Here is a 14,193-nt window from a genome sequence, read left to right on the forward strand (position 1 = left end):
AAACCTTATGAATATGCTGCAGCGCAGCATCAAACTTCCAAGTCCATTATTCCATTACACAAGTCAACAACACCGCGTTTGACTCGTAACTTCGAATCGGGCGGACGGCTGGTTCCTTCAGCCGCCGGCCGATCATCAAATCGTAGCTTTTCCACCGACTTGCGCATGAGGTGCGCTCGTCATCAAATCCACATAACCAAAGGAATTGAGCTTGTCCTCGGATACAACTCTAAACATGATTGCATCCATAATCCTGTGAGCGCAGTTCGGTTCCTGATTTGACCAGACTCCGCCACCCACAAAATAAACACCCGGCAGTAAATTCATCTGGAAAGAGAATTTGACGTTAAAGTCGCTACCCGCAGCGACAGGCTCGAAATAGGTTCCATCCTCAGGGAAGCGCTGGCCGGTTACGACGGCACCCGAAACATTTCGTATATGAATGCCCCAGTAGGTCGCGTCAAGACTGTCGGTGAAATGACCGGCCACCTGGACCTGGTAGGGACTTCCCGCCTTTAACACGTTCACTTGATGTCCGTCGGCATCAAGGATGGAGAATGAGGTGATTTCCGCCCCTTGAGTCGGATAGACCGCAGTAGTCTCAGGCACCAGCCCGGAATCGAACGAGTCACTCGATAACTGCGTGGGGGAGACGGGACGCTTCTCGACCGTTTTCTGGAGATCGACATTTTCTCCAGTCTTGTCCGCTACCAAATAAGCCTCAACCAGCCGTTTGTACTCTGCCTGAGGAGCATAAATCAGCTTTTGGTATGCTCTGACCGCTTGCGGGGCTGCACCGTACATCAGCCTGACACCGTGGTCGAGCAACAGGGTTCGGTCGCACAACTCGATGATGCTCGATGCCGAGTGCGAAACAAACAATATGGACGTACCCCTGCTTTTCAGCTCTTCCATTCGCGCAAAGCACTTGCGCTGAAATTTTTCGTCGCCGACCGCGAGCGCCTCATCAACAATAAAGATATCCGGATCAATCATCGCTTGAACGGCAAACGCCAATCGCACGACCATACCGCTTGAATAACTTTTTACTGGCTGTTCGATAAACTCGCCGATATCCGCAAAGGCCGCAATTTCGTCGAACCGCTGATCGATCTCTTCCCGGGCAAGCCCAAGCACAGCAGCATTCATGTAAACGTTGTCACGCCCGGTAAACTCGGGATCGAATCCCGATCCAAGCTCAAGCAAGGCAGCAATGCGTCCGTGGGTCTGAACGGTGCCGGTCGTGGGGTTCAAGGTGCCACAAATCATCTGCAGCAGGGTGGACTTGCCACTGCCATTGCAACCGATGATCCCGACCGTTTCCCCCCTCTTCACTTCGAAGGAAACGTCGCGCAAAGCCCAGAACTCTCGGTAAAACCGACTTGGCTGCATGCGCGCCGTTGCCTGGAGACGAGGCACGATAAACTGCTTCAGCCGGTCACGCGGCTGATCATAAATTTCGTAGCACTTGCTCAGGTTCTCAACCTTAATCGCGACTTCAGAGGACATCAGCAAATCCTTTACGTGTTTTCTGGAACCAGGCAAAGCCTAGCCAGGCAATGCAGGTAGTGGCGATCCAATAGATTCCCAATATCTCGAAATTCGGCAGTTTCCCCCAGAACAAGACATCGCGTGTCATCTCGATCGCGGGGGTCAGCGGATTGAGGTAGAGCAAATGACGGTATGCCTCGGGAAGCGCGGTCGCAGGATAGAAGATAGGACTCAGGAACATTAGAACCGTCGTCAAGATACCGATGAATTGGGACACGTCGCGCAGATAAACTCCCAGCGACGCCAAGGCCCAACTGACCCCCATGATAAACATTACAAAAGGGATCACGATCAGTGGCAGGTACAACACAGTCGCATGCGGCATGCCGAAAAATATTGCATAGGCGATGAACCAGACGCCAAGGCTGATGGCCGCGTGAAACAACGCAGATCCCAAAACCACCACTGGCAGGATTTCAAGAGGATAAACCACCTTCTTGACGAAGTTGACCTTGCCGAGAATCAAACCCGGTGCCCGATTAATGCATTCGGAAAACAGATTGAAAATGATCAAGCCCGCAAACAAGATGAGAGCAAACTCAGTCTTCGAATCACTGTCCACACTCCAGCGGGCACGAAGCACTGCACTGAATACGAATGTGTAAACCGCAAGCATCAACAGCGGGTTAAAAAATGACCAGAGCAACCCCATCGCCGAGCCGCGGTACCTGCCCAGCACCTCCCGTATTGTCGACGCTTTAATCAGAGCGATATTGCGCCAGAGGCTGGCGAACATTTCCAATGGGTTGGCAGAAAACTGGCGCATCAATCAAAACCTCAGCAAAAAAATGCAGGTCGGCACGCATCACGAGCCGCGAGCGTTGGGATCATACCCAAGGAGGAAAAGCCAAAGCTTCTGTGAAAAAAACCGCGTTCCTCTGCGCAAGGCTTGAGGCAGGTCGGCGCATTGTCGAACATTTTCAGGGAGTTCCATTCATGAGAGGAAGCATTTCCTTTACAAAACCACGCAGATCTCGATGGGTCGCAAAAATCAGGACGGGTGATTTCCAGCGTACGAGGAGCCTCGTTGAAAAGAGAGCGTGGCAAAACGGGCGCTTCCTTCAAAACTGCATGACTGCACAACCGCAGCAAGTGAAGCCACGGCCACACATAAGTGAAGCATCCACCCCAGCCAACAGATGGCACCGATGACATGGCTGTGTCTCATGCCGAAGCGAGGCATGACTGGCACGCCCCGGAAGTGGGAATCACGCGATTGATCTGCGACACGGCGGTCAATATTTTGTCGGATGATATCATTCAATACGACGGAGAAACACGGGTTTTCCCTTGGAGCGCGTCCGTCAGACGCGAGCGCGGAGCCCATGGAAACGCAGAACATCTGCTAGACTTCCTGCCGCCTGCAGCTCACTTCATCGGAAAAAAAACCGCGCCCGGCATGACCCGAATAAGGGCCAGAACCCCATCGGCAGCGCGCTGGAAAACTTTAATTTCTTTCGTTTTCAGCGATCAATAAGTGAAACAAACCGCCTGAACAGGCGGCTTTTTTCAAGACAACTAAATTCAATGGAGCGATAAGATCAACGATAATTTTCGCAAGACTTCACCGCACGATTCTTGGCGAGAAAATATGCCTCATGAAGCTGCTTGTGACGAGCGACTCTCACATCCGACTGGGCAGGCGTCCTGAACAGCGAAGTAGTTTTTGGAACATAACTAAACTTGTTTTTATAACCATAACGGAGCCAAAGATTCCAGTCCTCAAGATTGCTCATATCAATCTCAAAACCGCCTCGAGACAAATACAACTCACGCATAAATAAAATTGATTGAATCGGTATGTAGTTATGATCAAGCAACGTCTCGTAATCGAACTCCTGCCTAAAGGAATCATGCGTTTCATGAGTGAGTTCCACATACCGACCACTGCTCTCAGTGACAGTACCCACCTCCATCGCCAGCGAATAAGCTGCAACAGCCTCTTGATCTTTTAATAGAGCGGCAACCAGCACTTCTACGTGATCAGAAAAAAGCAGGTCGTCATCGTCGAGAAACATGCAGTATTTGCCCGTGGCCATTTCCAGGCCGTAGTTACCCGTCACCGAGCGCCCTACCTTGTCCAGGCCGAAAAATCGAACGCTGCGTCCCGCCGAGATCGGCGTATTGTCCACAAGCGGCTTCATCGTTACCCCACCATCTTCCACCACAATCAACTCGATATTGCGGTAGGTTTGATTGAGTACCGACATGATCGACTGTCGTAGAAACTCGTCACGCTTCTGGTAAGTACGCGTGACGATCGTCACTAACGGCTGCTCGACGAGAGGCTCACCCACGCGCCAGAACGCCCCGTCCCTGATCATTTCATAATCAAATCCCCTGAAAGGAAAACTGACACCACTTTGTCGACCTTTTCCCCCAAGAAAATGTGGCGCTTTTCTTATCATGCGCAGGACACTGCCCATTACATCGCGCCGAGACCCCGGATACACCTCCGGCCTGAGGATCAATAAAAACTGCAGTGCAAGCCCGCCCACCTTATCGATCCAGTTGCCGTAACGCAGGCGCAGATAAGCATTGGCCAAAGTGCTACCAACGTATTGAATCGGCTTTACCTGATTTTCATGTTCATAGGTGTAGTGGTAAACCACGGCGCCAGGGCAGTATTTCAGCCGATAACCGTATGACCTGAAACGGTAGGATAATTCGACATCCTCTCCATACATGAATATCTGACTTTCATAACCCCCAACCTGCACATAAGCGGCTCGCCTGATCAGGATGCAGGCATGTGACGACCAGTTCGTTTCGAGGGTTACCGGATCGTAGTATTTTGGATGCTCGAAAGGAGCCTGCCTCATTTCCCACGATGCAACATCGTCCTGCCCTGACGCCAAAGCAGAGGTCACAACTTGTTCTAAGGCTTCCACCGAAAAATGAATATCGATGTTACTCACTAGAAAATAATCGGCAGTACCTATGGAGATTGCTCGATCATGCCCGGCGCCAAAGCCTATATTGTCGCCACGAATAATATTAAAACCGCCAAACAGGTTACCGTAACCGTTCTTCCAACGTTCAAGCTCTTCGACGGTATTATCCGAAGAACCGTTGTCTACGAAATAGAGATTCAGCTTCTCACAAGGATAACTTTGCGCTTTCAAAGAATCGAAGAAGCCGTCGACCCACTTGGAGCTATTGTAAGTAACGATAGATATATCTATCGCCGGACGTTCAACACAATCAGAAGAGGGCAATACATGGGAAAAGCGACGCTGCGCCAACGCCTGGAGGGCATTGACATTATTCTTGGAATCGATAAGTGAAAATAGCCACAATCGAACTTTTCGTGAAAACAGCCCTACTCGGACCCGCACACTCGCTAGAAAAGGAAATTTCTGATAAAGCGGCCGAAGAACCGCTTTTGGGTTCAAAAGTAATTCACGCGGGCTAGACAGGCAGCGGGTAATAAATGATTTCTTCGAAGACCTCATACCGAACAATTTATCCTATAAAAATATTTTTCAATTTTTTGAAAACTTAGACTTTACACCGTTTGACCGCAAGCCTGCCTGTAACTTTTACAACCTGATCGCTGAACAGCTTACCCTCAGCAACCGATACGATATTCGAACAAACGGCAAATCTGCAGCTATAGTCGATAAACTTTCAGATCGGGCTCATTGCTGGCCTTGCTGAACTTCCATCACGCCGGCGTTATATTTTTTGGCAGCAAACACCAGCGGCAGGTAAGCAATCAGCAGGGCTACGCCCCCCGGAATTAACCCGATTGCCGCCATAATCGCGAACGGCGTCAGCCATAACAGGTTAATCGCCAAGACACCGAAAACCACAGTCTTGTGGCTACCATATTGTCGAGAAGCATATTGATAGGCATGACTGCGATGCGCTTCGTAGACTTTATCGCCACGAAGCAATCGCCGTAGAAGTGTCCAGGTAGCATCAACGATGAACACCCCCAGCAGTATGAGCCAGCACCACAGTAAGTCGGGGGCCTTTGCGCAAGCGATTATTGCCAACAAACCGATGGTCAACCCGAGGAAGCCACTGCCGGCATCGCCCATGAAAATTCGGGCTGGAGGAAAATTCCAGCAAAGAAAACCCGAGACAGCAGCCACCAGCAGCAATGGAATCCAGGCCAGAATCTGATATCCGCTCAGCCAATACACAAGACAGGCTGCCAGGCAGACAGAGATAGCCTCGACGCTTGCCAGCCCATCAATGCCGTCCATAAAGTTATACAGATTGAGCAACCAGACCAGATAGATCGAAAAAAACACGCCGGTAAACCACTTCCAGTCGAGCAGCCAACCGAATAGCGATATCTGCGCTCCAGAACCGAGCCAATACAACGCCCAGCCTGCAGCCAAAAAATGCCCCAAGAGCCGCCATTTGGCCGCAATGTGTCCGTGGTCATCCGCAAAACCCAACACCGCAACCAAGGCTCCCGCTCCCGATAAGCCGAGCATCGTCGGCAAGTCGATCAGCAGCAAGTAGTAAGACACGGGCAGCATCAGCAGGAAAGACACGACTATTGCCACCCCGCCGCCTCGCGGCGTTGGCAGGGTGTGAGAGCTTCGAGCGTTTGGGATATCGATCAAACTGTTGGCCAGGGCATACCGACGCAAGGCATACGTCAGCAGTAGCGAAATGAAGAACACTGAAAGTAACAACACGCAAAAAATCATTTTATTTGAGTATCCAGATAGTGTCTGACCGTCTGCAGTATTGCGCGATCCACACTCACGGGAGGCGACCATCCGAGAACAGACTGCGTCCTGGCAATATCAACCTCGAGAGAATCGAAGAGTCGCTGGGCGATCAGATTTTTCCCGAGCAGCGTGAGCAAAGCTTTCAACGCCCACACCGGAACCGGTATCAACAATGCGGGGCGGCCAAGCGCTCTGTTTATAATTTGCAGCAACCGAGTGGTGGAAACGCTCACACCATCACTGACCAGAAAAGTATTATCTGGTGCGGCTGGATGATCGATACAAACGACAATCAAATCCACCAGGTTGCTTAGCGAAACCAGGCTTCTGCTGTTCTCGACACTTCCCAAAGGCAGTGGCACGCCCTTGTTCAGCCAGTCCATCATGCTTAAAAAATTGGCGCGCACCCCTGGACCATAGACCAGCGGCGGCCGGATGATCACCACCTCCATCCCCGTTTGCTGGCCGATTTCACGCAACCGCTGTTCCGCTTCGTGTTTGGAGCGCCCATAAGGATCATGAGGAGCAGGATCATCATCAAACTTGAAGGGTGATCCACCGACAGTACGCTCACCATTCACCTTTATCGAACTGATAAAAATGAAACGCGTAACACCTGCGGCAGCCGCCTTGAGGGCCAATGCCACAGTACCTTCCACATTGACTTTGCGAAACTCAGTCAATGCATCCTGCGCATCTTCGTTCATTACATGGACGCGCGCTGCACAATGAACCACCACCTGAATGCCTTTGAGGTCCGGCACCTGTGAGCGCTCTCCGAGCGGACAGTGCAATACCCGACAAAGCCCCGCCAACCGCGAGACACTGCGAACCGCAGCGACGGGTGTGAACTTGCGATCCAGGAGCAATCTGAGGATGACGGCCTCACCAACAAAACCAGAGGCCCCCGTCACCAATACATTCGGTGAATTCATCTAACCTTTTTCCCTACGATCGCCGTTGCCCAGCAAATCAGGAAAAAGAATACCTTGTCACGTACACGTCGCCGACAGTTCCAGGCGCTCAAAGAGAGTTTCATCAACTGCAAGCGCCCCAAACGGAACCAGGACCGAACGAAAGGATCCTGATGCTTATCAACTAGTGCAGCAATCAGTTGCACTTGAGAAAACCACCATCCGTCGTGAATGGTTTTATAGCGTACCGCTAGGGAATTGATTCCGATATTCGCGCCAACTTGATTGCTTTCATGCTGGCGGTACTGCATTGAAGGAACAGGATCCGTGAACCAGCGAAAACCATTGCTTCGGGCAAACGCATAACAGTACCAATCATGCAGACTGACGTCCTGCAATTGTTGCCACTGGGCAACCACTGCCGCCTTGAGATTGGCCGCAAGTCGATGACTGAAGACATAAGTGCAACCAGGCCCCGCCGCTTCGAACAGATAGTCCCAAGCAACCTGAGGCTGCGCCTTATCGATCAAATGAGTCTTACCGCAACCCCAAAATGCGACGACATTACTAGAATAACCATCCGCCTTCAGCTCACCGAGTTTCTCATGCGCTCGCCGCAGCTTGTTGCCACTCCAGATATCATCCTGATCAGCAAATGCAATTAAATCGAATCCATCAAAGTCCACGTCGCGAATCAGTCTGAAAAAGTTCCGCGAAGCACCACCGAAGCTGCCTGCAGGCGGCAACACCACGACATTCGAATGAACAGCGGCGTATTCAGCGCACCAGGCTTCAGTTCCGTCCGTTGACGGATCAATGCTGATAAACACTTTCACATCAACCGCGGACTGCTCAAGAATCGAGGTTATCTGTTCTTCGATCCATTGCATTCCGTTGAAGGCAGCCAGTAAAACTGCAACCTTGGGATGTTTAACTGGCATACCTGTCCTGTCAAAAGCTGTTCGAGCGTTGCCGCCGAAAAGGTCAAAAAACACCTTTAGTGAGAAGACGCATCCAGCAGTTTCTGCAAGTACTGACCATAACCGGTCTTCTTGAGCGCATCAGCCTGGCGCCCCAGTTGCTCGGCGGTGATCCAGCTGTTGTGATAAGCGATTTCTTCCAGACAGGCGACCTTCAGACCTTGGCGCTGTTCGATCGTATGCACGAAGTGACTGGCCTCAAGCAGCGAATCGTGAGTACCGGTATCCAGCCAAGCGAATCCGCGGCCGAGCATCTCGACGTTGAGCGACTTACGCTCTAGGTAAGCACGGTTCACGTCGGTAATTTCCAGCTCGCCACGTTCAGAGGGCTTGATGCTCTTCGCAATCCCGACAACGTCGTTATCGTAAAAGTACAGGCCGGTAACCGCGTAGTTGGACTTCGGTTTCAGCGGCTTCTCTTCAATGCTCAGCGCTCGACCGGTAGCATCAAACTCAACTACGCCGAAACGCTCGGGATCGGAAACGTGGTAGCCGAAAACTGTCGCGCCACTCTTTTGTTCGGTTGCAGAGCGCAAGTTGTCCGAGAAATGTTGTCCGTAGAAGATGTTGTCACCCAGGATCAGGCAGCAAGGATCTTCGCCAATAAACTCTTCACCGATAATGAACGCCTGAGCTAGACCGTCCGGACTAGGCTGCTCGGCGTAAGTCAATTCGATACCGTACTGGCTACCGTCACCCAGCAGCTTGCGGAAGCACGGCAAATCATCCGGCGTGGAGATGATCAGGATCTCGCGCATACCTGCCAGCATCAGTACCGACAACGGATAAAAAATCATCGGCTTGTCGTAGATCGGCAGCATCTGCTTCGATACGCCGAGAGTCAACGGATGCAGGCGCGTTCCCGAGCCACCGGCGAGGATGATGCCTTTACGATTTGTCGTGTTCATTTGTTCAGAACTTCCCTAAGCATTCGGGTAACACCACTTTGCCAATCCGGCAAGTGTAGAGAAAAATTGTCGCGCAGTTTTTGAGTATCCAGCCGAGAGTTCAGAGGACGTCGCGCCGGTGTCGGATAATCAACGGTGCTGATCGGATTGACGGCTGTAACCGCAAGCTCTTCACCATTCGCCTTGGCCCACTGAATGACATGGCTGGCATAACCGTGCCAAGACACTTGGCCGGCGGCTGCAAGATGATAAATGCCCACCAGCTCTGGGCGCTGCTGGATCTTGGCGATGGCCAGAGCAGTCACGTCAGCAATTAGATCAGCGCCCGTTGGAGCACCGATCTGATCGGCGATCACGCTCAGCGTTTCTCGATCCTTGGCAAGGCGCAGCATGGTTTTGGCGAAGTTGTTGCCGCGCGCGCCGTAGACCCAACTGGTCCGCAGAATCAGATACTTGCAGCCTGAGGACGTTATCGCCTGTTCGCCAGCTAGCTTGCTTGAACCGTAATAATTAACCGGTGCAACAGCGTCAGTCTCCTGCCAAGGCCGCACACCTTCACCACTGAAGACATAGTCAGTCGAGTAGTGAATCAGCCATGCGCCCAACGACGCTGCCTCTTTGGCCATGACACCACTCGCCTGAGCGTTCACACGATCCGCCAGCTCGGTCTCCGATTCTGCCTGGTCTACTGCCGTGTAGGCTGCAGCGTTGACGATTACGTCCGGCTTCACCTGACGGATCGTCGCACGCAGCACATCCAGATCGCAAAGGTCGCCACTCAGACCGTCCACCGGGTGACGGTCCAGGGCGATCAACTCGCCCAGAGGCGCCAGGGAGCGTTGAAGCTCCCAGCCGACTTGGCCGTTTTTCCCAAGCAGGAGAATTTTCATGCCTTGCCCGAGCGATCCGCGTAATTCTGATCAATCCATTGCTGATAGGCACCGCTCTTCACGTGCGCTACCCACTCAGTGTTGTTCAGATACCACTCAACGGTTTTACGGATACCGGTGTCGAAGGTTTCTTCCGGTGTCCAGCCTAGCTCGCGCTGAATTTTGCTGGCATCGATAGCGTAACGCTGATCATGACCAGGACGATCCTGCACATAGGTGATCAGGCCCGCGTGCGGACGGTGCGCCGAGTCCGGGCGCAACTCATCAAGCAGTGCACACAGGGTGTGAACGACTTCGATGTTTTGCTTTTCGTTATGACCACCGATGTTGTAAGTCTCACCAATGACACCTTCGGTCACGACTTTGTACAAGGCACGGGCGTGATCTTCGACATACAACCAATCACGAACCTGATTGCCTTTGCCATAGACAGGCAACGGCTTACCTTCCAGCGCGTTGAGAATGATCAACGGGATCAACTTCTCAGGAAAGTGGCAAGGTCCATAGTTATTCGAGCAGTTGGTGACCAGAGTCGGCAGGCCGTATGTACGGGCCCAGGCACGAACCAGGTGATCGGAGCTGGCTTTGCTGGCCGAGTACGGCGAGCTTGGCTGATACGGGGTGGTTTCCCTAAAGAGATCTTCCGGACCTTCCAGGTCACCGTAAACTTCATCCGTTGAAATATGGTGGAAGCGAAAAGCTGCCTTGCGGGCATCATCCAGCGCAGCCCAATAATGACGCGCAGCTTCCAGCAAAGTGTAAGTGCCGATGATGTTGGTCTGAACGAATTCGGAAGGACCGGAGATCGAGCGATCGACGTGGGACTCTGCGGCCAGGTGCATGATCGCATCCGGTTGGTGTTCACGCAGTACACGATCGATCTGCTCACGGTCGCAGATATCGACGCGCTCAAACGCATAACGCGAGCTTCCGCTGACTTCGGCCAACGACTCAAGGTTACCTGCATACGTCAACTTATCGACGTTGATCACTGCGTCGGTAGTATTGGAAATGATATGACGGATGACCGCCGAGCCGATAAACCCGGCGCCGCCGGTTACTAGAATTTTCACGCGAAACCATACCCTTGAGTTACTGACAGGGCCGCCAACCGAGCGCTGTCTAATCCATGAATGCAAAAGCCATCATTTCAGCCGTGGCTTCTGACGATGTCAGTCTGAACCGACGTGGGAATATGCCACTATCGGACGAGCGCAGCATTTTACAGCTTAATGAACGTTTTACTAATGGATATAGACAAGCTGTGGCTAAAGTTTAGTTCGCCTTTACTTCCATGTAGCAATCAGACCAGACGCTTGCGTGAAGCTCTGGACGAACGTCCCAGAAACCAGCCAAAAACCGGCCCTATCAGCATACCCGCGAGCAATGCACCCACAGTAATCACCGACACTGGAAGTTGCGGCCCCTCCCAACCAAGAAACAACAGGGAGACCGATTGCTGATTTTCGAGAACGAACGCAAGGATCGCCAACACAACCAATAGAATCAGAACGGAAAGCAGAATGCGCTTGAGATTATTCATGAGCAACTCCTTGCGTAACGGTGACCGTCAAACCCCCTCCTCCTCTTCTTCATTCACGCGATCGCGCAACTCCTTGCCAGGCTTGAAATGCGGAACGAATTTTCCATCAAGGCTGACGGACTGACCGGTCTTTGGATTACGACCGACACGCGGCGCACGATAGTGCAAGGAAAAGCTGCCAAAACCACGGATCTCGATACGATCCCCCGTGGCCAGACACTGGGACATTTGCTCAAGCATAGTCTTGATGGCCAACTCCACATCTTTGGATGAAAGCAGCCCTTGATGGGTGACAATTCGTTCGATCAACTCCGACTTCGTCATATTTTTCCCTTCTTTTTCAAGCAGCTAGGTCAGCGCTTGAAAGGTTTTAGCACGCCCGGAAGATTTTGAACAGCCCAGGGCTTGACATATCTTTCAACTCGCCAGAACGCCCATTTTCAGGGCATAGGATTGCAAGCCCATGAACGCTCACTCACCGACAAATCACCAGCATGGTTCGAGTGACGTAGCCAGCAGGATTGAAGCCGAAGGGAAACTCATCTTCATCCTGAGCATCATCAGAACGCGTGATCACCTTGTAACCTGCCCCCTTGCATTCCTTGGCAGCGCGTTTCTGACACCTTTCCCAGCCTGAACCCAAGCCGGAGCAGTCAACCTCGATGCCACTCACTCCACGCACCGCATGGGTCTTGGCGCTGGTAGCACAGCCTGCCAACACCAGCAAACCCAACAGAACTATAAGCTTGTTCATTCACTTCCTTATGCCAGGCGTCTGCCCGACTACTGCGATCTTCAGCCTAAGCCTAGACGCGAATAGGCGATTGATCCGATTAAAGAAACAGACCGCCCGGCGAAGGGAATGGTTTCACTGATTGACCGGAAAGCAGTTCCCCACCAAATCGCAGGCACAAAAAAGGGCGACCGAAGTCGCCCTTTTTTTATGATCAGACAGAACTCAGTTCTGTTTGGCCATTGCTTGACGCAGCAGTGCCGCCATGGTGGTGTCGGCTGCTTCGCCTTCCGGAGCTGCTTTCAGGCTCTGGATGGCTTCTTTCTCTTCAGCATCGTCTTTCGATTTGATCGACAGCTGAATTACGCGGCTCTTACGATCAACGCTGATGATCTTGGCTTCTACTTGCTGGCCTTCTTTCAGAACGTTGCGCGCGTCTTCAACGCGGTCACGGCTGATTTCGGAGGCTTTCAGAGTTGCTTCGATATCGTCGGCCAGAACGATGATGGCGCCTTTGGCGTCAACTTCTTTCACGGTACCAGTGACGATTGCGCCTTTGTCGTTAACCGAGACGTACTCGGAGAACGGATCGCTTTCCAGTTGCTTGATACCCAGGGAGATACGCTCACGCTCCGGGTCAACCGACAGGATAACGGTGTCCAGCTCATCGCCCTTCTTGAAACGACGTACGGCTTCTTCGCCCACTTCGTTCCAGGAGATGTCGGACAGGTGAACCAGACCATCGATGCCGCCGTCCAGACCAATGAAGATACCGAAATCGGTGATCGACTTGATGGTGCCGGAGATCTTGTCGCCCTTGTTGAACTGGCCAGAGAAGTCTTCCCATGGGTTCGACTTGCACTGCTTGATGCCCAGGGAGATACGACGACGCTCTTCGTCGATGTCCAGAACCATGACTTCCACTTCGTCGCCGACTTGTACGACTTTCGAAGGGTGGATGTTCTTGTTGGTCCAGTCCATTTCCGAAACGTGTACCAGACCTTCAACGCCTTCTTCCAGCTCAGCGAAGCAGCCGTAGTCGGTCAGGTTGGTTACACGAGCGGTAACGCGAGTGCCTTCTGGGTAACGGGCTTTGATAGCAACCCATGGATCTTCGCCCAGTTGCTTCAGGCCCAGGGAAACACGATTGCGCTCGCGATCGTATTTCAGAACCTTGACGTCGATCTCGTCGCCAACATTGACGATTTCGGAAGGGTGCTTGATACGCTTCCACGCCATGTCGGTGATGTGCAGCAGGCCGTCCACGCCACCCAGATCGACGAATGCGCCGTAATCGGTGAGGTTTTTGACGATACCTTTGACTTGTTGGCCTTCCTGCAGGGATTCCAGCAGAGCTTCACGCTCGGCGGAGTTCTCGGCTTCCAGGACGCTGCGACGGGAAACGACAACGTTGTTGCGCTTCTGGTCCAGCTTGATGACCTTGAATTCCAGCTCTTTGCCTTCCAGGTGCGTGGTGTCGCGCACTGGACGGACGTCAACCAGGGAACCTGGCAGGAACGCACGGATGCCGTTAACGTCGACAGTGAAGCCGCCTTTAACCTTACCGTTGATAACGCCCTTGACCACTTCCTCAGCTGCGAAGGCTGCTTCCAGAACGATCCAGCATTCAGCGCGCTTGGCTTTTTCACGGGACAGCTTGGTTTCACCGAAACCGTCTTCAACCGAGTCCAGAGCAACGTGAACTTCGTCACCGACGTTGATGTTCAGTTCGCCAGCGTCGTTGTAGAACTGCTCCAGAGGGATCAGTGCTTCAGACTTCAGGCCAGCGTGAACGGTTACCCAGCGAGCCTGGTAATCGATATCAACGATAACACCGGTGATGATGGAGCCTGCCTGAAGGTTCAGGGTCTTTAGGCTTTCTTCAAAGAGTTCCGCAAAGCTTTCGCTCATTTTAATTCCTGTTGATTAGGGCGAAAAATACGCCCATCTCCACATCCCAGACAATGTGGGTTAGTTTCA

General features: G+C 52.3%; 14 protein-coding genes. 1 reads left to right on the plus strand and 13 read right to left on the minus strand.

All coding sequences use genetic code 11. The features are described 5' to 3' along the window. Window positions 1-135: 135 nt before the first annotated feature. Together L6D74_RS17590 and L6D74_RS17595 are read right to left on the minus strand one after the other, a co-directional pair. Window positions 136-1,509, minus strand: a complete 1,374-nt coding sequence (locus L6D74_RS17590; protein WP_064598402.1) for an ABC transporter ATP-binding protein — start codon at window positions 1,507-1,509, stop codon at window positions 136-138. Next, window positions 1,499-2,317 (minus strand): ABC transporter permease, encoded by an 819-nt coding sequence (locus L6D74_RS17595; RefSeq protein ID WP_064598404.1) that lies wholly within the window; start codon window positions 2,315-2,317, stop codon window positions 1,499-1,501. The genes L6D74_RS17590 and L6D74_RS17595 overlap by 11 nt, the downstream gene beginning before the upstream one ends. 387 nt (window positions 2,318-2,704) lie before the next feature. On the opposite strand from L6D74_RS17595, the gene L6D74_RS17600 reads away from it, so the two are divergent. Then, window positions 2,705-3,028: a hypothetical protein gene (locus L6D74_RS17600; protein WP_156669349.1), complete on the plus strand. Its 324-nt coding sequence runs from the start codon at window positions 2,705-2,707 to the stop codon at window positions 3,026-3,028. 64 nt (window positions 3,029-3,092) lie between these two features. Here the strand turns inward: L6D74_RS17600 and L6D74_RS17605 are convergent, their stop codons facing one another. The 11 genes from L6D74_RS17605 to rpsA all read right to left on the minus strand — a co-directional run bounded on the left by L6D74_RS17605 (window position 3,093) and on the right by rpsA (window position 14,124). Continuing rightward, window positions 3,093-5,006, minus strand: a complete 1,914-nt coding sequence (locus L6D74_RS17605; RefSeq protein WP_082934436.1) for a glycosyltransferase family 2 protein — start codon at window positions 5,004-5,006, stop codon at window positions 3,093-3,095. Between the two features lie 186 nt (window positions 5,007-5,192). Further along, entirely contained in the window at window positions 5,193-6,221 is a 1,029-nt protein-coding gene (locus tag L6D74_RS17610; protein WP_236189922.1) for an MraY family glycosyltransferase, read from the minus strand. Next, window positions 6,218-7,180, minus strand: coding sequence for a UDP-glucose 4-epimerase family protein (locus tag L6D74_RS17615; RefSeq protein ID WP_064598413.1), 963 nt, complete (start codon window positions 7,178-7,180; stop codon window positions 6,218-6,220). The genes L6D74_RS17610 and L6D74_RS17615 overlap by 4 nt, the downstream gene beginning before the upstream one ends. Further along, entirely contained in the window at window positions 7,177-8,100 is a 924-nt protein-coding gene (locus L6D74_RS17620; RefSeq protein WP_236189923.1) for a glycosyltransferase, read from the minus strand. The genes L6D74_RS17615 and L6D74_RS17620 overlap by 4 nt, the downstream gene beginning before the upstream one ends. A 56-nt stretch (window positions 8,101-8,156) precedes the next feature. Then, window positions 8,157-9,047: a glucose-1-phosphate thymidylyltransferase RfbA gene (gene rfbA, locus L6D74_RS17625; RefSeq protein ID WP_064598416.1), complete on the minus strand. Its 891-nt coding sequence runs from the start codon at window positions 9,045-9,047 to the stop codon at window positions 8,157-8,159. After that, window positions 9,044-9,937 (minus strand): dTDP-4-dehydrorhamnose reductase, encoded by an 894-nt coding sequence (rfbD, locus tag L6D74_RS17630; protein ID WP_064598418.1) that lies wholly within the window; start codon window positions 9,935-9,937, stop codon window positions 9,044-9,046. The genes rfbA and rfbD overlap by 4 nt, the downstream gene beginning before the upstream one ends. Further along, the gene (gene rfbB / locus L6D74_RS17635) at window positions 9,934-11,010 is read right to left on the minus strand and encodes a dTDP-glucose 4,6-dehydratase (protein WP_064598420.1); all 1,077 of its coding nucleotides are present in this window, start codon (window positions 11,008-11,010) and stop codon (window positions 9,934-9,936) included. Before rfbB ends, rfbD begins: the two co-directional genes overlap by 4 nt. A 230-nt stretch (window positions 11,011-11,240) precedes the next feature. Next, complete coding sequence (locus L6D74_RS17640; RefSeq protein ID WP_064598422.1) at window positions 11,241-11,480, minus strand: LapA family protein; 240 nt, start codon at window positions 11,478-11,480, stop codon at window positions 11,241-11,243. A gap of 27 nt (window positions 11,481-11,507) precedes the next feature. Then, window positions 11,508-11,804: an integration host factor subunit beta gene (gene ihfB / locus L6D74_RS17645; protein WP_003189779.1), complete on the minus strand. Its 297-nt coding sequence runs from the start codon at window positions 11,802-11,804 to the stop codon at window positions 11,508-11,510. Window positions 11,805-11,955: 151 nt separating this feature from the next. Further along, entirely contained in the window at window positions 11,956-12,234 is a 279-nt protein-coding gene (locus tag L6D74_RS17650; protein WP_236189924.1) for a hypothetical protein, read from the minus strand. Between the two features lie 204 nt (window positions 12,235-12,438). Then, window positions 12,439-14,124 carry a 30S ribosomal protein S1 gene (gene rpsA / locus L6D74_RS17655; protein WP_039770554.1) on the minus strand — a complete coding sequence of 562 codons (1,686 nt, stop codon included), beginning with the start codon at window positions 14,122-14,124 and terminating at the stop codon, window positions 12,439-12,441. Window positions 14,125-14,193 lie beyond the last annotated feature (69 nt).

Source organism: Pseudomonas pharyngis (genome assembly GCF_021602345.1).
In the GTDB taxonomy this organism is placed as follows: domain Bacteria; phylum Pseudomonadota; class Gammaproteobacteria; order Pseudomonadales; family Pseudomonadaceae; genus Aquipseudomonas; species Aquipseudomonas pharyngis.

What these genes read in the sequence shown, in the direction of transcription:
- L6D74_RS17590 (WP_064598402.1), bottom strand. Translation starts at nt 1,509, where the DNA reads ATGTCCTCTGAAGTCGCGATTAAGGTTGAGAACCTGAGCAAGTGCTAC.
- L6D74_RS17595 (WP_064598404.1), bottom strand. Translation starts at nt 2,317, where the DNA reads ATGCGCCAGTTTTCTGCCAACCCATTGGAAATGTTCGCCAGCCTCTGG.
- L6D74_RS17600 (WP_156669349.1), top strand. Translation starts at nt 2,705, where the DNA reads ATGGCTGTGTCTCATGCCGAAGCGAGGCATGACTGGCACGCCCCGGAA.
- L6D74_RS17605 (WP_082934436.1), bottom strand. Translation starts at nt 5,006, where the DNA reads ATGAGGTCTTCGAAGAAATCATTTATTACCCGCTGCCTGTCTAGCCCG.
- L6D74_RS17610 (WP_236189922.1), bottom strand. Translation starts at nt 6,221, where the DNA reads ATGATTTTTTGCGTGTTGTTACTTTCAGTGTTCTTCATTTCGCTACTG.
- L6D74_RS17615 (WP_064598413.1), bottom strand. Translation starts at nt 7,180, where the DNA reads ATGAATTCACCGAATGTATTGGTGACGGGGGCCTCTGGTTTTGTTGGT.
- L6D74_RS17620 (WP_236189923.1), bottom strand. Translation starts at nt 8,100, where the DNA reads ATGCCAGTTAAACATCCCAAGGTTGCAGTTTTACTGGCTGCCTTCAAC.
- rfbA (WP_064598416.1), bottom strand. Translation starts at nt 9,047, where the DNA reads ATGAACACGACAAATCGTAAAGGCATCATCCTCGCCGGTGGCTCGGGA.
- rfbD (WP_064598418.1), bottom strand. Translation starts at nt 9,937, where the DNA reads ATGAAAATTCTCCTGCTTGGGAAAAACGGCCAAGTCGGCTGGGAGCTT.
- L6D74_RS17640 (WP_064598422.1), bottom strand. Translation starts at nt 11,480, where the DNA reads ATGAATAATCTCAAGCGCATTCTGCTTTCCGTTCTGATTCTATTGGTT.
- ihfB (WP_003189779.1), bottom strand. Translation starts at nt 11,804, where the DNA reads ATGACGAAGTCGGAGTTGATCGAACGAATTGTCACCCATCAAGGGCTG.
- L6D74_RS17650 (WP_236189924.1), bottom strand. Translation starts at nt 12,234, where the DNA reads ATGAACAAGCTTATAGTTCTGTTGGGTTTGCTGGTGTTGGCAGGCTGT.
- rpsA (WP_039770554.1), bottom strand. Translation starts at nt 14,124, where the DNA reads ATGAGCGAAAGCTTTGCGGAACTCTTTGAAGAAAGCCTAAAGACCCTG.